This is a genomic window from Phyllobacterium sp. OV277, from assembly GCF_900104355.1.
Taxonomy (GTDB): Bacteria; Pseudomonadota; Alphaproteobacteria; order Rhizobiales; family Rhizobiaceae; genus Phyllobacterium.
Genome location: NZ_FNIY01000015.1, coordinates 23,312 through 42,056, shown reverse-complemented (window position 1 = coordinate 42,056; position 18,745 = coordinate 23,312). Strand labels below are relative to the sequence as shown.

The following is an 18,745-nucleotide window of genomic DNA, read 5'->3' as shown; positions in this document are numbered from 1 at the left end:
AAGGGCGGTTAATCCTGTCGGTGGAAAGAGGGCGGGGATATTGATTGGGGTGGTGGTTCGACAAGCTCACCATGAGGGAGATTGGAAGTGCAATGCTAACTGCAGAGATTGCAGATCTCAAAAGTTGCAGAACTCGCTCCCTTTCATCACCCCTCTCCCTCATGGTGAGCTTGTCGAACCACGAACCACACAACATGCCCACGCGAATATTTGCGTTACCTCGTGCTCACCACAATCACCGCATAGCGGCAGGGTTCATCCGTTTCATTGGCAAACACACAATCGCTGGGGGCGCCAAGTTCCAGGCAATCGCCCTGTTTCATCAAATGAAACGTTTCACCCTCGGTAAAACTGAGTGTGCCGTGCAAAACCCAGATCAGGTGCCGCTGGAAAACATAAGAAGAGGCGGGGAGGGCCACGCGTGCTTTTGCCGGCAGGTCGATATGAACCACATCCACAGGCAGGTCCGAGGCGGGGGAGACATGGCGGCGGGTATAGCCGCTGTCCGGGTCGATCCACAGCGGTTGGTCCTTGTGGCGCAACAGGCGTCCCTCCTGCATTTCGGCGCGCGCCATCAGCGTTGACATGCTCAGGCCAAAGGCACCGGAAAAACGCGCCATCAGCATGGCCGTCGGGCTGCTCTGGCCGCGCTCCACCTTGTTGATCATGGCGCGCGAGACGCCGGATTTTTCCGCAAGCGCCGTCAGGGACCAGCCGCGTGCCTCGCGCTCAATCCGGATGCGGGCGCCGATTTTCTCATCGACATTATCTATTTTATGAGACATATTGAAACTATAGTAGACAGAGCGAAGGGATGCAAGTTGTGATTGTGCGTGAGGCCAGTGAAGGCGATTTACCTGCCATTCTCGACATTTATAATGATGCGGTGGCGAACACACTGGCAATCTGGAACGAAACGCAGGTGGATATTGCCAACCGCAGGGCATGGATGGCGGACAGGCAATCCAAGGGGTTTCCGGTGCTCGTCAGTGTGGATGAGGCAGGAAATGTCACCGGCTATGCCTCATTTGCCGACTGGCGCACCTTTGATGGTTATCGCCACACGGTGGAGCATTCGGTTTATGTCAACAAAACAGCGCGGGGCGGCGGGATTGGCAAGGTGCTGATGCTGGCGCTGATCGACAGGGCCCGCGCGCTTGGCAAGCATGTGATGGTTGCCGGAATTGAATCCGGCAACGAAGCATCCATCCGCCTGCATGAAAAATTGGGCTTTCAGAGCGTCGGCCATATGCCTGAAGTGGGCACCAAATTCGGCAAATGGCTTGATCTGACATTTATGCAGATCACGCTCGACAGGGATGCACCGCGTTAGAACATCGCCCCCAATGGACAGTACGATGTTCTAGGCGGCGCAGAGTTTTGCTTTGGCCTCGCGATATTCGCGCTCCAGCCTGTCAACGAGATCGCCCGCGCCGACGATTTCCTTGATGGCACCGATGCCCTGACCGCAACCCCAGATGTCTTTCCACGCCTTGGCGCCTGTGGTTGCCGCTTCAAAATCCATCTTGGATGGATCGGCTTCCGGCAGGTGATCCGGGTCCATGCCTGAATTGGTGATGGATGGTTTCAGGTAATTGCCGTGAATGCCGGTGAAATAGTTGGAATAGACGATATCCGACGAGGCGGAATCGACAATCATCTGCTTATAGCCATCGACAGCCCGCGCTTCGGTCGTGGCGATGAAGGGCGAGCCGATATAGGCAAGGTCAGCGCCCATCGCCTGTGCCGCCAGCACTGCCTTGCCGGTGGCAATGGCACCAGAAAGCAGCAGCGGCCCGTCAAACCATTCGCGGATTTCCTGAATGAGCGCGAAGGGCGAAAGCGGCCCCGCATGGCCACCAGCACCGGCAGCAACGGCAATCAGCCCGTCCGCACCCTTGCGGATGGCCGAATTGGCATGGCGGTTGTTGATAATGTCGTGCAGCACGATACCGCCATAGGAGTGGATGGCTTCGTTGACTTCGGGCACCGCGCCAAGGGAGGAAATGACAATCGGCACCTTGTATTTCACGCACATCGACAGATCATGTTCGAGCCGCTTGTTGGAACGGTGGACGATCTGGTTGACGGCGAAGGGCGCAGCGGGACGATCCGGGTTCTTGGCGTCGTGGTCGCGCAGGCCCTCGGTGATCTCGGCCAGCCATTCGTCGAGTTGAGCTTCGGGACGGGCATTAAGGGCCGGGAAGGAGCCGACAACGCCGGCCTTGCATTGCGCCAGCACAAGCGCTGGATGCGAAATGATGAACAGCGGCGCGCCAACAACAGGAATGCGCAGCTTCTTCGTCAGGATTTCGGGCAATGCCATGTTTTTCCTCCCATGGAATAAATTTTGACGTTTCCGTAAACGTAACTCTTTTTAGCAGACCGCGTGCCGTGATCAAGCGAAAGGTTGTGGCTGATGTTTCCGCGTGATCAAAGCCGCGTGACCGGGCGGGCGTTGTCGTCAGTAAAGATGATCCGGGTGCCTCACCGCAAGCGCTATCGCATCGGCAACCTCATCCTGCCGCTCGCGTAAGATGCTGGTGGCAACGCGGATATGCGGTGACGGGTTCACCACATATTTGCGGCCGATGCCGACAGCAATGCCTCTTGCGGCAAGTGTCACCAGCGCAAATTGCTCCGATGCAACGGGAACCCACAGGCTGAACCCTTCGCCGCCCGCCAGATGAACGCCGCGTTCCCGCAGCGCCTGCATCAGCCCGTCACGCCGTTGCCGATAGATCTCCTTTGCCCGCTGCAAGCTCGCCTGCGTCGCGTCATCATTGATGAGGAAAGCAACGGCCGATTGCAGCACACGGCTGGTCCAGCCCGCGCTGAAACTGCGGTAGGACTGAATCTGTTCAACAATTCGCGTCGAGCTTGAGAGAACCGCAAGCCGCAGATCAGGACCGAGTGATTTCGAGTAGGAGACAATATGGATGACCCGGTCCGGAAAACGATCGCCCAGACTGATCGGGGGCAGGGACGAGATATCGCCTACACCGTCATCTTCGATAATAAGCGTATCACTGTCCGCAAGCACATCGCCAAGCGCGACAAATCTTTCATAGCTGACACCGCGCCCTGTTACCGCATGGGTGCGTGGCTGGAAGAGGAAAGCGGCGGGTTTGCGCATGAGAACCTCGGCAAGAGCCTCCGGCAATGGGCCGTTTTCATCGCATGCGACGGGCAATATGTAAGCGCCGAGGTCCTCTAGAATATCGAGAAGCCGAAGAGCGGTCGGCTCTTCAATCGCCACGAATGACCCCGGCATAACGAGCGCGTGCAAAAGCGCGTAGACTGCATTGTAGCCGCCATTGGTGGCAAGAAATGCCTCCGGTTTATAGGGCCAGTTTGGTGCAACGGCAGCCTGCAATTCGGGAAGGATGGGAACGCGCTCATAACTGTTGAGTGCTTCTGCTGTCGCTCCATGTTGCAATGCTTCTGCCAATGGCGGAAGCAGCCTGACATCGGGGGATGCGATGGCAAGATTGAGCACGCCATCGCCGTAATCGCCTGAACTGGCCAGCCGCAGGGGTTTTGGCGCGATGCGGTCGCCGCTGACCCATGTGCCGTTGCGCCCGCGCCCGGTGATGATCTTCTGCCGCCGCAATTCACTCCAGGCTTCCGACACCGTGGCCGGGCTGACGCCGAGTGTATAGGCGAGATCGCGGATAGCAGGCAGTTTGGTGCCCACGGGTATGGCCCCCGCGCGGATGAGGGCGCTGGTCTCAACAGCGATGCCGCGCATGGTTCGGTCACTTAATTTCTCGGCAAACCACTGAACGGAGGCCAATTCGCTCATTTCTGTTCCTCTTTTAAATGTTCAGTAACGTAAAAGCATTTGATCAGTCAATAATGAACATTTAGCTTCCCTCATGAAAACCGAAAATGCAATGAGGAAATGTCTTGCGTATCACTGTTCGATTGGCCGTTCGCGATTGGGATTATTATACGCCGTTGGCGTTGGGGGATGTCACCTCGGACAGGCTTGATGTCAAAGTCGACCGCGTTGGCACGCTTGTCGGGAACATTGCGGCTGATCCGCATCATGATGCCGCCGAAATGTCGTTCAGCCGCTACGCATCTGGGCGGGCCAATGGCGAGATGGATGTTATTGGTGTTCCAAATTTCGTCATGCGCGGTTTCCGCCATCGCTGCATCATCACGGCGAAAAACAGCCCGGTTACCCGGCTTGAGCATCTGGCAGGCAAAAAGATCGGCGTCACCGGTTGGCGCGACTCGGGCAACACATGGACCCGCGCTGCACTCTCCCATGCGGGTGTCGGCATTGAGGACGCGTTCTGGTTTGCCGGGCGCCTCACGGAAGCCCATCCCATCACCGACAGGCTCGATGGCTTTGGCCGCCCCGGTCGTATTGAAGCGGTGCCGGGCGAGCGCCCGATGATGCAGTTGCTGGAAGCCGGCGAACTTGACGCCGTGTTCACGCCATTCATGCCTGAGGGATTTTTTGGTCCTGATTCCAAATTCCGCCATGTGCTGACGGATTTCCGCACTGAAGAACTCGCCTATTTCCACGAGGTTGGTTACATCCCCGGCATGCACCTTCTGGGGCTCAAGGCGTCCTTTGTCGCCGAACACCCCTGGCTGCCGGAAGAGCTGAGCAATCTGCTTGATGAATCCCAGCGCGTCTGGCTGGAAAAACGCCGCAAATATGCCGAGACCACGCCGTGGATCATCGACGAACTTGGTCACGTGGCGCGCGATCTGCCCGCCAGCTGGAACGATAGCGGTTTTGCCGCCAATGAACGGATGATCACGGATTTTGCCGAACAACTGCACCTGCAAGGACTGACACCAATGCTTCTGTCGCCCACCGATCTTTTCCCGCATCAAACGAGCCAGTCCTTTGGCGCAACCAGCCATACGGGAGTTCCGGCATGAGGGTCGCGCTTGGACAGTTCGCCGTTAGCAAGGTCTGGCAGGAAAACGCCGATATCTGCACGCAGTTGATGCGCGACGCCCATGCTGGTGGTGCCGATCTTCTCGTTCTACCGGAAGGTATTCTTGCCCGGGACATCACTGATCCCGATATTGTGCTGAAAACGGCGCAGCCGCTGGATGGTCCGTTCATGACCCATTTGCTGGCGGAGAGCCGGAACAGCGATATGACTGTGATGATGTGCATACATGTGCCGACCGGTGGTCAGCGTGTCTTCAACAATCTGGTGACAATTTGCGGCGGCGAGATCGTCGCGCAATATCTAAAGCTGCATCTTTATGACGCTTTTGCCGCCAAGGAATCGACCAATGTGCAGCCCGGCGGTGAAATCCCTGGCTTGATCGAAATTGCAGGGCTCAAACTAGGCCTCATGACCTGTTACGATTTGCGCTTTCCTGAACTGGCTCGCCGTCATGCGGTTGATGGTGCCGATGTGCTGATTCTGCCGGCTGCATGGGTCAAAGGGCCGGGCAAGGAGGCGCATTGGGAGGTGCTGGTGACGGCGCGGGCGCTGGAAAATACCTGCTATATTGTCGCCGTCGGCGAGTGCGGCGAGCGCAATATCGGTGCGAGCATGGTGGTCGACCCGCTGGGCGTGGCCGTTGTGCGGGCAGGAGAAGGCCCGTCACTCATCTTCGCGGATATTGATCCGAAGCGGATAAACCATGCCCGTGCGATCCTGCCGGTTCTGGCCAATCGCCGCTTTGCCCGGCCTGAACTGGCCGATGCGGCCAACTGAAAACCACACCCATTCAAAGATAATAAAAAGGGGAACGACAATGAAACTCAAACACCTGACTTATACTGCATTGTTTGCGGCAACTCTGTTTGCTGCACCCGCAATGGCCGCGGAGGTGGCTATTGCCAAACAGACTGTCAACGAGGCACTTCGCGCCAAGTTACCCGAGGAAATCCGCAAGGCTGGCAGCATCACTTCCGTTAACAATGGTTCCTTTCCGCCCTATGAGATTGTCACCGGCAATACAGAGATGGAGGGTGCCAGCGCGGATTTGACCAAGGCTGTCGGTGAATTGTGGGGCGTCGAGATCAAACATGCAACAGTCAGTGGTCTTCCCGCACTCCTGAGCGGCATCAATTCCGGGCGCTACCAGTTTGCCATGGGGCCGGTTGGGGACTATCCGTCGCGTCAGGCTGCCAATGATTTCGTTGATTACGTACAGGAGTTCGTGGTGTTTGCCGTGCAAAAGGGCAACCCCAAGGGCATTACTTCGCTCGACAACACCTGCGGTAGCCGTATTGCCGTCATGGCTGGCGGTTCGGCTGAAAAAGTCATCAAGGAACAGGCAGAAAAATGCCTGAAGGACAGCAAACCAGCTATCGAAGTTCAGTCCTTCACCGACCAGCCGACTTCTATTCTGGCTGTTCGCTCCAAGCGTTCCGATGCCTTCTTCTCCTCGCAGGCCCCGCTGATCTATTTCGTCGAGCAGGCCAATGGTCAGCTCGAATTGACAGGCACTGGCCTGAAGAACGGCTTTGATGATATTTTCCAGGGCGCGGTGGTTGCCAAGGGTTCGCCACTTGGCCCCATACTGGTGGAAAGCATCAAGACCCTGATGGACAATGGCACCTATGCCGCCATTTTGAAGAAGTGGGGGCTTGAGAAGAACATGTTGAAGGAGCCGGGGATCAATCTTGCGGGTAAAGCTGCAAAATGAGCCAGAACACACCAACATTGGCATCGCCCGCAACGGGCGATGCAGAGGCTGCGCTTCGCGATGTGGCGAATGCGCATAAGCCCTTTCGCACGGATCGCTGGTTGCTGTGGGGCATCACGCTTCTCGTTGCCGCGAACTTTCTCTGGATTATTGCCAATAATCAGAATTTCGGTTGGCCTGTTGTGTTCCAATGGTTCACCGAAGCGACTGTTTTGCGCGGCCTTTATGTCACCTTGGGTCTGACCGTTGTTGCCATGGCGATTGGCGTTGTCATAGGGCTTATTCTTGCCATTGCCCGCATGTCAAATGACCGTCTCGCCAGCTCGCTTGCGGGCCTTTACATCTGGTTCTTTCGCGGCACGCCGCTGCTGGTCCAGCTTATTTTCTGGTACAATCTCTCGACGCTCTTTCAGGAAATTTCCATCGCGATTCCCTTCGGTCCGACGCTGGCCAGCTGGAATACCAACGACCTCATTACACCAATGACTGCAGCTATTGCCGGGCTTGCCTTGAACGAGGCTGCCTATATGGCCGAGATCATTCGTGGCGGACTTCTGTCCGTTGATAAGGGCCAGATCGAAACCACCGAAGCTTTTGGTATGACGCGCACGCGTGCGCTGCGGCGTATCATTATTCCGCAAGCCATGCGCTCCATCGTGCCGCCCACAGGTAATCAGTTGATCAGCATGATCAAGGCAACATCGCTTGTCAGCGTTATTGCCATGGCTGACCTGCTCTACTCGGTGCAGGCTGTCTACAACAGAACCTTCGAGGTCATTCCGATGCTGATGGTTGCCGTGATCTGGTATCTGTTCATCACATCGATCCTCAATATCGGACAGGGCTTCATCGAGCGCTATTACGGTCGCGGCGAACGCGGATCTTCGACCGTCAGGAAACAGGACAAGGTTGCTGCTGCAGCGGCGACGGTGCCAGCCGTGGAGGTGAGCAAATGACAGCACAATTTTCGATGAACGGCATCGAACCCGGCGATGCGCTGGTGCGGGCTCGCAATGTCCATAAGTCCTTTGGCGAAGTCGAGGTGCTCAAGGGTATCGACCTCGATGTAGCTCCCGGTGAAGTGGTGGTTGTCCTTGGCCCTTCGGGCTCGGGCAAATCCACCTTCCTACGCTGCATTAATCATCTCGAAGCAATTGACCGGGGCTCGATTGTGGTTGCTGGCGAACAGATCGGCTATTCCCTGCGCAATGGACGGCTCAACAAGCTCCCCGCACGGGCCATAGCTGTCCAGCGGCGGCAGATCGGGATGGTGTTCCAGCAGTTCAATCTTTATCCGCACATGACTGCCCTGCAGAACATCATCGAAGCGCCCATTGGTGTACACAAGCAAAGCCGCAAGGCGGCCACCGAACTGGCAATGGAACTGCTGGCGCGCGTCGGGCTCACGCACAAGGCTGACGCCTATCCCCGGCAATTGTCCGGTGGACAGCAACAGCGCATCGCCATTGCAAGAGCCTTGGCGATCAGGCCGAAGCTGATGTTATTCGATGAACCGACCTCGGCGCTTGACCCGGAGCTTGTCGGCGAGGTGCTGGCGACCATGCGTGATCTCGCTGATCAGGGCCTCACCATGATCGTTGTCACCCACGAAATCGGATTCGCGCGGGAAGCAGCTGATAGAGTGGTGTTCATGGATGGCGGCTATATCGTCGAGCAGGGCAAACCCGAAGATGTTCTCGGTAATCCGCAACATCCGCGCACGCGGGCATTTCTCAGCCGCTTCATCTGAATATTGTTCACCCGGCAACGCGCTCGCACAGCTGCCGGGTGAGACTTGTTTGAAATGAGCATCACTTAGGACGAAAACCGCCATCATTGCGCCGCGGTAGTCTTGAATAAGCAGTCAAATCGTCTATGCCTAGCCGGGTCATACGAGCTGCTTTGAAGGGGAAATCGTCCAGTTGGAAGCGATTGAACAAGCCATCCGGAATGCTTTCGCCAAAGCGGATGTGAGTAATCCTGCCGTTCGCCAGAAGATTTACGAATCGGCGTGGACAGCGCATGAACGCTCCCTGACCGCCAATGGTGCGCTCGATGAAGCAGAGCGCGAGGAACGCCGCGAACGCCTGAAAGCCGCAATTACCCGCATTGAAGGTGAAGCACGCAACCCTTCGCGCGGCGCACCGGAGCCCGTTGTGGAGCGGCGCGAGCCATCCATTTCACCAGAGCCCGCGCAGCGGCGACAGGCAGCATCTGGCCGCGTTGAGCCATCCATGGATGCATCGCTCGATTCCGATCTTGGCCCTACAGATAACAATCGCGCTGACAATTACCGGCCTGCCTATAATCAGCCGCGGGTGAAGAAGACGCGCGAACACCAGAAAGCGCGCGGTCTTACCAAGTTCATCATCATTTTTGCGATTCTGCTGGTCGCGATCGGTTTGCTATGGCTTGTTGCATCGGGCCTGATCAATTCGAAGCCATCCGGCAGCACACCGCCAGCATCGAGCGGTGGCCCTGCTGTGGGTAGCCATGAGCCAATGAAGGAAGGGCAACTTTCCGCTGATGGTAATTGGATATCGATTTTCGATCCTGCTGATATGACCCGTGTTTCAATGTCGGGCCGGGCGACAGCCAGCGTTGCAGGCGATAATGTGCAGAAGTTCGTGCGGATCAAGTCACCCGGCGAGAACGATGACATTACCTTCCAGGTCGGGCAGGGTGTGCTTCAGCAACTGGCGGGAAAGCACGCCATCTTTGACATTATCGCCAAAGCTGAAGACGGCTCCGCCACACAAATGGCTGTGAGCTGCGATTTCGGTACGCTCGGTGATTGCGGACGCAAGCGCTACGATGTCACTGATGCGAGCAATGAATATCTGTTCGAGTTGCAATTCCCGGAAGGCAAGAAGCCCGCTGCTGGCGGTTTTATCAAGATCAACTCGGATATTGCCCGCACCGGCAAGGCGATCGACGTCTTTTCCATCCGCGTTCTGGTTTCGAACTGAACCAGCATGGCACGGGCGTTCCTGTCATCGGGTGATCTGATCGCGGACCGGCGCGCTTCCTATGCGGATATGCTTTTCGAGTCCGGCGACCATGTAGCCGCCGCCGACCTGATGCGGCAGGCATTGGAAATTGTTCCGGATTGGACTGCCGGGCTGTTTCGTCTGGGCGAGATGGAAGAAGCCGCAGGCGATGACGATGCGGCTGCCGAAACATGGCGCCGCCTGCTGGAACGCGATCCCGGTGATCGTTTTGGCGCAACGTTGAAGCTGGCAGCTTCGGGCTATGCCGTCATGCCTGATAATCCGCCCACGGCCTATGTCGAGACTTTGTTTGATGCCTACGCGCCGACATTTGAGACGGCACTTCTGCAAAAGCTGCACTACCGTGTACCGGAATTGCTGGCAAAGGCTATCAAGGCAGTAGCGCCCGCAAGGCATTATCGTTCCATGCTTGACGTTGGATGCGGCACCGGCCTGATGGGAGATTATTTCCGGGCGGATGTCGACCATATGGCTGGCATGGATCTTTCCGAGGCCATGCTGCAGAAAGCCGAAGAAAAGCGGGTCTATGACCGTCTCTTCAAAGGGGATGTCAATGAACTTGATTATCCCGCAGGTTCAGCCGATCTCATCATCGCGGCGGATGTCTTTGTCTATGTCGGCGATCTCGATAAGGCCTTTTCGCGCCTTGTCGAAGCACTTGGCTCCGATGGACTATTCGCCTTTTCAGTGGAAACCCACGTCGAGGATGGAGAACTGATCCTGCAATCCTCGCTGCGTTATACGCATTCGCAAGCGTATGTGCGCCGGGTTCTGGCCGAACATGGTTTGGTTGCTTCGACGATTGACCATGAGGCGATCCGTTTTGATCGCGGTGAACCCTTGCAGGGTCTGATCGTCGTCGCCCGCCGCGCCTGATCAGTCTTTCCGGAACATCAGGCGGCCCATCCAGCCGGTAAAAACGGCCAGAAACACCGCGAACAGACCGTAGAGCAGGCTGTTTTCATGCGCTGCCTTGTAGATGCGATATTCCAGCCCGGCTTTTACAATATTGAGACTGGTGGAACTCTCGCGCAGAAATTCGCCATTGCGGAACAGAAAGGCCCGCGCGACATGCTTGCCGACCGGCACATTGGCCGGTAGCGACAGCGTTGCGCGAAAGAGCGTGGATGACAGGAACTGCACATCTCCCGGGCGCTGGCTGTACAGGTTTTGCTTGAGCTTCAAGCGCGGCAATTCCGTTGTAAATTCCCGCAGCGATGCGCTGGAGCCGAAGCCATCAGGCATGGGCTCATAAAAGATATTGTTCACCCCGAGCGCCAGTTGGGCAAATGTCTTGGGAACGGCAATGTCCTGCAGGCTGCGCGTTGAGGCCAGTGAATAGGATGCCGGGATGTGCTGAAAAGTCACCGATTCTGAATTGACCCAGACGCCGAAGAACCGGTCTTTCCGCCGAACGACAAAATTGCGTTCGGGTCCCTGCAGGATCACGACGATATCATAGCGGCCCTGCCGCTGGATCAGCGGATCAGCATTGTCGAAAGCGCCAAAGACGGTGAGGTCTGTCCCGCGAAAACCTGACGTGATCGCAATTGTATCGGTTGAGAGCCCGATCTCGACAGTCTCCTTATTGCCGGGAATCTGCTGTGCGAAGGCTGCCGACAGCGATGCCATGGTCAGAAGGAACACAATTATGAGAATTCTCATGACGCCGCCGGTGCTGTGAGCGCAATGGCGATTGAATAGAGATCATCAGGTGTTACAAAAAGTTCGATGGCAAGGCGCAGGCCCACGGCCAGAACCAATGTGGCAAGCAGGGCGCGCAATTGTTCGCCGCGTAGCTTCTGGCCGATACGCGTGCCATATTGAGCGCCGATGACGCCGCCGCTCATCAGCAGGAACGCAAGCACGATATCAACTGACTGGTTGGTCGTCGCCTGCATGACGGTGGTGAAGGCGGTCACGAAAACGATCTGGTAGAGTGACGTGCCGATAACCACATTGGTTGGCACTTTCAAAAGATAGATCATGGCCGGAACCATGATGAAGCCACCGCCGACACCCATGATGGATGAGAGAAAGCCGATGGCAGCGCCAAGCACCAGAACCGGGATAATGCTCACATAGATCTTGGAGGCGCGAAACCGCATCTTGAAGGGCAGGCGGTGCACCCAATTGTGCTGGCCGGGCTTCTTGAGGGTGGCGAGTTGCCCAGCCTTTGTCCGCCGCATGGATTTGATGCTTTCCACCAGCATCAGGCCACCGATTGTGCTCAGAAATATAACGTATAGCAATGATACGATCAGATCGAGCTGACCGAGTTCGCGCAAGAGCACGAAGACATAGATACCAACCCCAGCCCCGGCTATACCGCCAATAACGAGCAGCGTCCCCAGTTTGACGTCGAGTGAGCCGCGTTTGAAGTGCGTGAGCGCCCCGGTGAAGGAGGACGCGATAACCTGATTGGCACCTGTTGCAACGGCGACAGCGGGTGGGATGTTGTAGAAGATCAGCAGTGGCGTGATGAGAAATCCGCCGCCGACACCAAACATGCCGGACAGGAATCCAACCGCTGCCCCCATGCCGAACAGCACGAAGATATTGACCGAAATCTCGGCTATTGGCAGGTAGATACCCAATTCAGACCCCGAACCCATCACGGCGTTGTTGCGATTGTTCGCACACCATGATGACAGAAATTCTTTAATGCATTCTGGCTGTAGACTGACACAGGATGCTTTAAAGTTTCTTGCCCTCAGCCAAGCGCCAAGTCAAACAATGACTGTTGCGGGGTCAACGTGTTGCCCCAAAGGCGAAACGATTTGTCGCAACAGTCGTCGTTGTCGATTTAGGTGTTCTTTTCAAGCAGCCGCTTGACCAGATCCTTGTCGATATTACCTGTCGGCTTCAGCCCATTGGTCTTCTGGAAAGCCATGATGGCATCGCGGGTCTTCGTTCCCATCTTGCCGTCCGAACCACCGGCATCATAGCCGTTCTTGTTGAGGATCAGCTGGATATTGCGGATCGCCTTTTCCATGTCGACCGAACCCGTTGTAACAGGGCTTTCGCGCCACTCCGCCGGTGTGCTGAGCGCATTGGTCTCCGGGTTCATCGCCTTTGGCTTCCAAAGCTCGGTGGCTTCGCGTGCCCGGGTCAGCTGATCCGCCGTCATGGCTTTCGCCACTTCATCGCGCTTCTGGCCTGCATCCTTGTCACCGGCATTGGCAGCAAGCGCAAACCACTTGTAACTTTCCTCAAGGTTCTGCGGAACACCCATGCCCTTGGCGGACAAAATGGCCAGATTGAACTGGCTGTCTTTCACGCCAAGCTCGGCTGCCCTCGTGAACCACATGGCGGCAGATTCATTGTCTGGCGTACCATTCGCACCGGCCGCAAACAGCACGGCAAGATTGTGCATTGCGCTGGCATTGCCCTGTTCGGCGGCCAGTTGATAATAGGTTTTTGCCTTGGCGAGGTCGCGCGTAACGCCGAGGCCTTTTTCCGCGAAATTGCCGAGACGATACTGTGCCGGTGCAAAACCCTTATCGGCGGCGAGATTGTACCATTCGGCTGCCTTGGCATAGTCGCTCTGCACGCCGCGGCCATCCATGTAGCGGTCGCCGATTTCAAACAATGCCTTGGGATTGCCGCTGGCAGCAGCTTCCCGCAATGGTTCAGGACCTGCTTCCATTGGAATGGCGGGAATAGGGGTGGCTGCTGTATCAACCTTTGCTGACGCCGGTACATCTGTCGCTGACTGTGCGGCAATCAGGCTGCCTACGGTTTCCTGCGTTGGAGCAGGCGCCGTGGCCTGATCGTCTACCTGAGGGCTTTCCGCCGGAACCTGCGGTGCTATGGCAGGCGTGGCCGGAGATGTCTCAGGTGTGGCAGTCGCGGCAAGCTGTGGCTTGGGGTCAGCTGTTGGCACAAGCGGTGCGGCGAGCGAGCCCGCATCACTGCTGATTGCGGCAGGGCCGCTAAAGTACGCGTTCTTCAATTGCAGTCCGGCAATGGCAATCATGATTGCGCCGATGGCAAGAAGAATGGGTTTACGCTGGCGCGCAAGAAGGCTGCCCTTCTTGCCTTCAGCAGTATCCTTGCCATGGCCGGAACCACGGGTTTGGTTTTCAACTTCCGCAGCGGCGGCTTGTGCAGCACGGCGGGCGGCAGCGATGAAATCCGCCTTGCCAACAGTGGCATCACCTGCAAGGTTCATCTCGCGGCGTTCATCGCGAACGCGCTTGAGAATGGAATTCAGGTCAGGCATGCCGGAGCCGGGCTCAAGCGGACGGTTCAGAATCTCGGAATCAAGGTCAGCCTTGTCATCGGCCTGTTCGTCGCTATCAACCGCTTCGATAGTCGGTTCGCGGTACGCCAGCTCCTGCCTGCTGCGGGATTTCATGCCACGTGTCAGGTTACCAAGCAGTGATTTGCGCGCCGGAGCCGATTGTTCCAGTTCGTCAGTGTCATCACCAGCGAGTGTCACCTGTGCCGAGATATCATTGAGCTTGGAAAAAACCGGTGTTTCAAAGGCGTTCTCTGCCTCACGCTGCGGTGTTTGATAGGCGTCAACCGTTGCCATGACCTTTGCAGCGGCACGTGGCCCCTCCACCCCACCGCTTTCCAGTGAGCCGAGACGGTCAACGATTTTCAGCAGCGTGTCGTGGATAGCCTCGAAGGTCTTGGTGTTGCGGTCTTCCGATTTACGGGCAAGCCCTTCCAGCGCTTTCAGATCATCGGCGAGTTCGCGGGCGATGGCGCCATCATGGGCGTTGCCGAAATTGGCCGAGTTGCGAATGGCTTCCGAAGCCGCCTGACGCGCGGCCTCTACGACAAAGTCGCGGTTCATGGCCATCGATTCTTCGATCGCATCGAGACGCGGCGGAATGGCTGAAAATTCAGCGTAACGTTCATTCGACTGGGACAGATGCTCGGCAAGACCGGCGATCTGCAGCTCAAGATTGCGAATGGCATCATTCGCGCCGTCGGCCTGTGGGACGTTCTGGGCGATATAGCGCGCCATATCGTCAAAGCGGGCTTCGAGATTGTCGGTCAGCCTGATATCGCTGTGCTCGGCCATCATGTGATGGTCATCGAGACGGCGGGTCAACTCTTCAAAACGCTGGTCGATCTGGTTCATGAAGACAGGATCGGCGGCGGGTGCCTGCTGGTGCGCTGTTTCCAGCCGGTGGATGATTTGCAGAACCCGGTCTTCCAGATCGCGGAAATCAGAAATGCTGATGGAGGCGGGTGTGTTTTCAAGATGGCGGGTAACGGCAGACAGTTGTTCCGAAAGGGCATCAAGATTGACCGCCGGAGCCGTGCGCATGGCGGCCAGATGATCCACACGCTCGGCCAATTCGCCCATGCGTTGCAGAACAGTGTCAGAGGTGCGGTCATAGGCCACCGCCTCGACCTTGCTGCTTAGTGTTGCGATACGCGCTTCAAGGCGTTCAAACGCATCGGTATCGTGATGGTTAGTCTGGGCAGGGCGGGCTGTTGCGACGATAGCGCGGCTGATTTCGTCAAGCCTCTCATCCATCTGGCGCATGAAATGGTTGTTTAAACCTGCCGTGCCGGTGTTTGAGATATGCTCGTCCATCACATCCCGGCGATTGTTGAGGCTCTTGACCTGTTCTTCACGAGCCAGTGCCGTGACGGTGCGCTTCAGCTCGTCAAGATCACCGCGCAGCATCGAGAGATGGTCCTCATCCCCACGACCGATAACATTGTTCGGCTGGCGGCTGGCCGTTGACTGGTTCAATCGCTGCAAGGTTTGCGTATGTGGTTCAGTATATGGACGTGTGGGCGCGCGGGTATCGTCGCGCATTTCTTCCCGCAACTGCTTGATACGGGCGGCGATGGCAGAAAGGTCGTGCTTGCCGTTCTGTGGCTTGCTGGCAAAGGCGGGCAGATCGTCGGATGGCTTGTGCATTGGAGCGCGCGTGCTCCCTGCCCGCGAGGCGAGGGCGGCAAAACGGTCAGCAATATCACTCTGGTCATCCTCGGGATAATCGGGTTCCGCGGAGTCGCGCAGCTGGGCTTCCAGCGCTTCGAGCGTGCGATTGATACCATCAAGCGAAGAAGTCTCGCGGCGTGAGCGGTTCACATTGACCTGTTCCAGTAGTGACCTTTGGTTCGTCATGGACGCCTGCTTTGCCGTGGTTACGCCAGCGGTCTGGCGGGTTAATTCTATCCTACGGGGCAGGGCCGGAAGCGCTGGCAATGGTCGCCTGTCACTCCTGGCATTGTTGTCTCGGTCTTCCGAAGCTTCTGAATGCGTTCTGCACATTGCTATCCGGAAAGCCGGGACTATTCGCCCCATGCGGTCCGACAAGCCGTGAAAAACAAATCACTCATAGACACGGTTCACCGACACCGTGACATTGGCGAAACGTGGTAAACAACTGGTTAAGAGATGGGGTTCAGGCGCTGTTTTTATTTGCTTTCAGCGCATGCGTCATCCTAGTCGAGTCACCCCAGGTTGACAGCCAGATCAGGGAATCCGTCGCGAAAGATATCACTTTGCGCAAAACCTGGAGCATCACTCCCGGTGTTTGAAGGTGTTCTTCTGCATGGCGCAGATGCGCAAGCTCTTCCTCACGAATAGACAGGATCATTCCATATAATTGAAAATCACGCTGTTTCAGAAAATGCAGTTGGTCATCGAGATGACGGTGTACAGCAGCTTCCACAGCGGCTGTACATGCCCATATGCCCTGCCTGCCTAAAAGGGCAGTCAGAAAGCCGAGTATCCAGCCACCGTAACTCCAAAACTGCATAACACGGCAGGGTCGGGAGTTGCGAGAAGGCATGGCGGCTCGAAAAATTGCACAGTGATTGCGTTCATCTTCGAGCATTTCGGAAAGTGCTGGTATGCAATCTGCCCAAAACCAGTTGGCCACAAGAATCTGTGCGGAATAGATGCGTATCGCACCGAACTCTCCCGCATGATTGACCCTGACGATCCGGGCTACAGTAAGTGCATCACGCGGATTTGGTGGCTTTTTCTGATCGGAATCCGGCAATTGCATCGATTTTCCTCTCAGAACTTCGGCCAAAAATGCCCAGCACTACAAACAATAAAAACGTGATAGCTTGCGCCATCAGGCAACTACTGGACGATATCTTCTTCCATTCTCACTTACAGTTTCATTGAACAAGACACCCAATTGAGAAAGATTGATCCACAGGGGCAAAATATCACAAAATTTTGACGTTTACGGAAACGTCAAAATTTGTTAGAGAGGTGGAAAATCCGACGGCACCGAAGTCTCCGGGCCGTTTTGCTCGTTTATGTTTTGGAGGAAACTGATGCCGAGTTATCGCGCGCCCGTTGAAGACACGCTTTTCATTTTGAACGATGTTCTGGGCTATGAACGCTACAACAATCTGCCAGGATTCGCTGATGCATCGCCGGATATCGTCGAAGCAATTTTGAGCGAAGGTGCCAAGCTGGCGGAAAACACCCTGTTTCCGATCAACCAGTCCGGCGATCATGAAGGTTGCGTGCGCCATGCGGATGGCACTGTCACGACGCCAAAGGGTTTCAAGGCGGCTTTTGACCAGTATCGCGAAGGCGGCTGGATGAGCCTTTCCATACCGGCGGAATTCGGTGGTCAGGGTCTGCCCTATGCGCTGCACGTTGCCGTTGGTGAATATATGTCCTCAGCCAATATGGCGCTGATCATGTATCCCGGCCTGACGCAGGGCGCGATCGCTGCGATCCTCACCCATGGCAGTGACGACCAGAAGCAGACCTACCTGCCGAAAATGGTCGATGGCACCTGGACCGGCACGATGAACCTCACCGAGCCCCATTGCGGCACCGATCTTGGCCTGCTGCGCACCAAGGCCGTTCCTAATGCCGATGGTTCCTACAAGATCTCTGGCCAAAAGATTTTCATCTCGGCCGGTGAGCATGACATGTCCGAGAACATCATCCATCTGGTGCTTGCCCGTATCGAAGGCGCGCCTGAGGGTGTGAAGGGTATTTCCCTGTTTATCGTTCCCAAGTTCAATCTTGACGACAGCGGCAATGCCGGTACCCGCAATGGTGTGTCGTGTGGATCCATCGAAGAAAAGATGGGCATCCACGCCAATTCCACTTGCGTGATGAACTATGATGAAGCCACCGGCTATCTGATCGGCGGCGAGAACAAGGGCCTGCGCGCCATGTTCACGATGATGAACGAAGCGCGTCTGGGTGTTGCGCTGCAGGGTTTGTCTATTGGCGAAATCGCCTACCAGAATGCTGTTGAATATGCCCGCGAGCGTATTCAAGGACGCTCCTTGACCGGACCGAAGGCGGCGGACAAGAAGGCCGATCCGATCATCGTTCATCCGGATATTCGCCGTATCCTGATGACCATCAAGTCATTCAATGAAGCGGGCCGTGCGTTCATTCTCTGGTCTGCCTTGAAGTCTGATGTGGCACACCGTTCGGATGATGAAGGCGACAAGCAGATTGCCGATGATATTCTCAGCCTGATGACCCCTATCCTCAAGGGTGTTCTGACCGACAAGGGCTTTGAACATGCGGTCATGGCGCAGCAGGTCTATGGTGGTCACGGCTATATCGAAGAACATGGCATGAGCCAGTATGTGCGCGATGCACGCATTGCCATGATCTATGAAGGCGCCAATGGCGTACAGGCGCTCGATCTCGTTGGCCGCAAGCTTGGTGCCAATGGCGGCCGCGCTGTCATGGCTTTCTTCAAGGAAGTCGGCGATTTCTGCGAAGAGAATCGCGGCGATGAAAAGCTTGCCTTCTTCACCAAGCATCTGAAGAAGGGGTTGAACGATCTGCAAGCTGCCTCCATGTGGCTGATGCAGAACGGCATGGCAAACCCTGACAATGCCGGTGCAGCGTCGACTGATTACATGCATCTCTTCGGTCTGGTTTCGCTGGGTTACATGTGGGCGCAGATTGCCAAGGCTTCTAATGCGAAACTGGCGGAAGGCTCGGCCAGGAAGGATTTCTACGAGACCAAGCTGGTCACTGGAAAGTTCTTCATGGAACGTGTGATGCCCGAGACATCGGCGCATCTGGCCCGCATCCAGACCGGCGCGGACACCATGATGACGCTGGCCGCAGAAGCGTTCTGATTTCTGGCAAATGGGGGCGGAGGCCCCCA

16 protein-coding genes are annotated in these 18,745 nt (G+C 56.4%); 9 read left to right on the top strand and 7 right to left on the bottom strand.

Annotated features, from left to right (window positions below; translation table 11 throughout):
- Positions 1-215: 215 nt before the first annotated feature.
- Positions 216-785: a helix-turn-helix domain-containing protein gene (locus tag BLU05_RS24820; protein WP_091886400.1), complete on the bottom strand. Its 570-nt coding sequence runs from the start codon at positions 783-785 to the stop codon at positions 216-218.
- 38 nt (positions 786-823) lie between these two features.
- Between BLU05_RS24820 and BLU05_RS24815 the strand changes: the two genes are divergently transcribed.
- Positions 824-1,333 (top strand): GNAT family N-acetyltransferase, encoded by a 510-nt coding sequence (locus tag BLU05_RS24815; RefSeq protein WP_091886449.1) that lies wholly within the window; start codon positions 824-826, stop codon positions 1,331-1,333.
- Between the two features lie 30 nt (positions 1,334-1,363).
- On the opposite strand, the gene BLU05_RS24810 is transcribed toward BLU05_RS24815, so the two are convergent.
- Positions 1,364-2,326, bottom strand: a complete 963-nt coding sequence (locus BLU05_RS24810; RefSeq protein WP_091886397.1) for an NAD(P)H-dependent flavin oxidoreductase — start codon at positions 2,324-2,326, stop codon at positions 1,364-1,366.
- A 138-nt stretch (positions 2,327-2,464) separates the two neighbouring features.
- Positions 2,465-3,805 carry an aminotransferase-like domain-containing protein gene (locus BLU05_RS24805; RefSeq protein ID WP_091886395.1) on the bottom strand — a complete coding sequence of 447 codons (1,341 nt, stop codon included), beginning with the start codon at positions 3,803-3,805 and terminating at the stop codon, positions 2,465-2,467.
- A gap of 104 nt (positions 3,806-3,909) precedes the next feature.
- Here BLU05_RS24805 and BLU05_RS24800 point away from each other — a divergent pair, with 104 nt between their 5' ends.
- The 7 genes from BLU05_RS24800 (at position 3,910) to BLU05_RS24770 (ending at position 10,526) form a co-directional block, all read left to right on the top strand.
- The gene (locus BLU05_RS24800) at positions 3,910-4,905 is read left to right on the top strand and encodes a substrate-binding domain-containing protein (protein WP_091886392.1); all 996 of its coding nucleotides are present in this window, start codon (positions 3,910-3,912) and stop codon (positions 4,903-4,905) included.
- Positions 4,902-5,702, top strand: coding sequence for a deaminated glutathione amidase (locus BLU05_RS24795; protein WP_091886389.1), 801 nt, complete (start codon positions 4,902-4,904; stop codon positions 5,700-5,702). The genes BLU05_RS24800 and BLU05_RS24795 overlap by 4 nt, the downstream gene beginning before the upstream one ends.
- Positions 5,703-5,742: 40 nt before the next feature.
- Complete coding sequence (locus BLU05_RS24790) at positions 5,743-6,639, top strand: ABC transporter substrate-binding protein (protein WP_091886386.1); 897 nt, start codon at positions 5,743-5,745, stop codon at positions 6,637-6,639.
- On the top strand, positions 6,636-7,595 hold the full coding sequence (locus BLU05_RS24785) for an amino acid ABC transporter permease (RefSeq protein WP_091886384.1): 960 nt from the start codon (positions 6,636-6,638) through the stop codon (positions 7,593-7,595). The genes BLU05_RS24790 and BLU05_RS24785 overlap by 4 nt, the downstream gene beginning before the upstream one ends.
- A 14-nt stretch (positions 7,596-7,609) precedes the next feature.
- The gene (locus BLU05_RS24780; protein WP_091886446.1) at positions 7,610-8,389 is read left to right on the top strand and encodes an amino acid ABC transporter ATP-binding protein; all 780 of its coding nucleotides are present in this window, start codon (positions 7,610-7,612) and stop codon (positions 8,387-8,389) included.
- 172 nt (positions 8,390-8,561) lie between these two features.
- Positions 8,562-9,608: a hypothetical protein gene (locus BLU05_RS24775; RefSeq protein ID WP_091886382.1), complete on the top strand. Its 1,047-nt coding sequence runs from the start codon at positions 8,562-8,564 to the stop codon at positions 9,606-9,608.
- A gap of 6 nt (positions 9,609-9,614) precedes the next feature.
- Positions 9,615-10,526 carry a methyltransferase domain-containing protein gene (locus BLU05_RS24770; RefSeq protein ID WP_091886380.1) on the top strand — a complete coding sequence of 304 codons (912 nt, stop codon included), beginning with the start codon at positions 9,615-9,617 and terminating at the stop codon, positions 10,524-10,526.
- Here the strand turns inward: BLU05_RS24770 and BLU05_RS24765 are convergent, their stop codons facing one another.
- The 4 genes from BLU05_RS24765 to BLU05_RS24750 form a co-directional block, all read right to left on the bottom strand.
- Complete coding sequence (locus tag BLU05_RS24765; protein ID WP_091886377.1) at positions 10,527-11,315, bottom strand: TIGR02186 family protein; 789 nt, start codon at positions 11,313-11,315, stop codon at positions 10,527-10,529. It lies immediately after the preceding gene.
- Positions 11,312-12,265: a sulfite exporter TauE/SafE family protein gene (locus tag BLU05_RS24760; protein ID WP_175540746.1), complete on the bottom strand. Its 954-nt coding sequence runs from the start codon at positions 12,263-12,265 to the stop codon at positions 11,312-11,314. The genes BLU05_RS24765 and BLU05_RS24760 overlap by 4 nt, the downstream gene beginning before the upstream one ends.
- Positions 12,266-12,456: 191 nt before the next feature.
- A complete protein-coding gene (locus BLU05_RS24755) occupies positions 12,457-15,753 on the bottom strand; it encodes a peptidoglycan-binding protein (RefSeq protein ID WP_175540745.1) in 3,297 nt (1,098 codons plus the stop codon).
- A gap of 280 nt (positions 15,754-16,033) precedes the next feature.
- Complete coding sequence (locus tag BLU05_RS24750) at positions 16,034-16,642, bottom strand: demethoxyubiquinone hydroxylase family protein (protein WP_091886371.1); 609 nt, start codon at positions 16,640-16,642, stop codon at positions 16,034-16,036.
- Between the two features lie 280 nt (positions 16,643-16,922).
- Here BLU05_RS24750 and BLU05_RS24745 point away from each other — a divergent pair, with 280 nt between their 5' ends.
- Positions 16,923-18,716 (top strand): acyl-CoA dehydrogenase C-terminal domain-containing protein, encoded by a 1,794-nt coding sequence (locus BLU05_RS24745; protein WP_091886368.1) that lies wholly within the window; start codon positions 16,923-16,925, stop codon positions 18,714-18,716.
- Positions 18,717-18,745: the final 29 nt, after the last annotated feature.

Bases quoted from the DNA above. Each gene is read 5' to 3' on its own strand.
- BLU05_RS24820 (WP_091886400.1), bottom strand. From the start codon at position 785: ATGTCTCATAAAATAGATAATGTCGATGAGAAAATCGGCGCCCGCATC.
- BLU05_RS24810 (WP_091886397.1), bottom strand. From the start codon at position 2,326: ATGGCATTGCCCGAAATCCTGACGAAGAAGCTGCGCATTCCTGTTGTT.
- BLU05_RS24805 (WP_091886395.1), bottom strand. From the start codon at position 3,805: ATGAGCGAATTGGCCTCCGTTCAGTGGTTTGCCGAGAAATTAAGTGAC.
- BLU05_RS24795 (WP_091886389.1), top strand. From the start codon at position 4,902: ATGAGGGTCGCGCTTGGACAGTTCGCCGTTAGCAAGGTCTGGCAGGAA.
- BLU05_RS24790 (WP_091886386.1), top strand. From the start codon at position 5,743: ATGAAACTCAAACACCTGACTTATACTGCATTGTTTGCGGCAACTCTG.
- BLU05_RS24785 (WP_091886384.1), top strand. From the start codon at position 6,636: ATGAGCCAGAACACACCAACATTGGCATCGCCCGCAACGGGCGATGCA.
- BLU05_RS24780 (WP_091886446.1), top strand. From the start codon at position 7,610: ATGAACGGCATCGAACCCGGCGATGCGCTGGTGCGGGCTCGCAATGTC.
- BLU05_RS24770 (WP_091886380.1), top strand. From the start codon at position 9,615: ATGGCACGGGCGTTCCTGTCATCGGGTGATCTGATCGCGGACCGGCGC.
- BLU05_RS24765 (WP_091886377.1), bottom strand. From the start codon at position 11,315: ATGAGAATTCTCATAATTGTGTTCCTTCTGACCATGGCATCGCTGTCG.
- BLU05_RS24760 (WP_175540746.1), bottom strand. From the start codon at position 12,265: ATGGGTTCGGGGTCTGAATTGGGTATCTACCTGCCAATAGCCGAGATT.
- BLU05_RS24755 (WP_175540745.1), bottom strand. From the start codon at position 15,753: ATGACGAACCAAAGGTCACTACTGGAACAGGTCAATGTGAACCGCTCA.
- BLU05_RS24750 (WP_091886371.1), bottom strand. From the start codon at position 16,642: ATGCAATTGCCGGATTCCGATCAGAAAAAGCCACCAAATCCGCGTGAT.
- BLU05_RS24745 (WP_091886368.1), top strand. From the start codon at position 16,923: ATGCCGAGTTATCGCGCGCCCGTTGAAGACACGCTTTTCATTTTGAAC.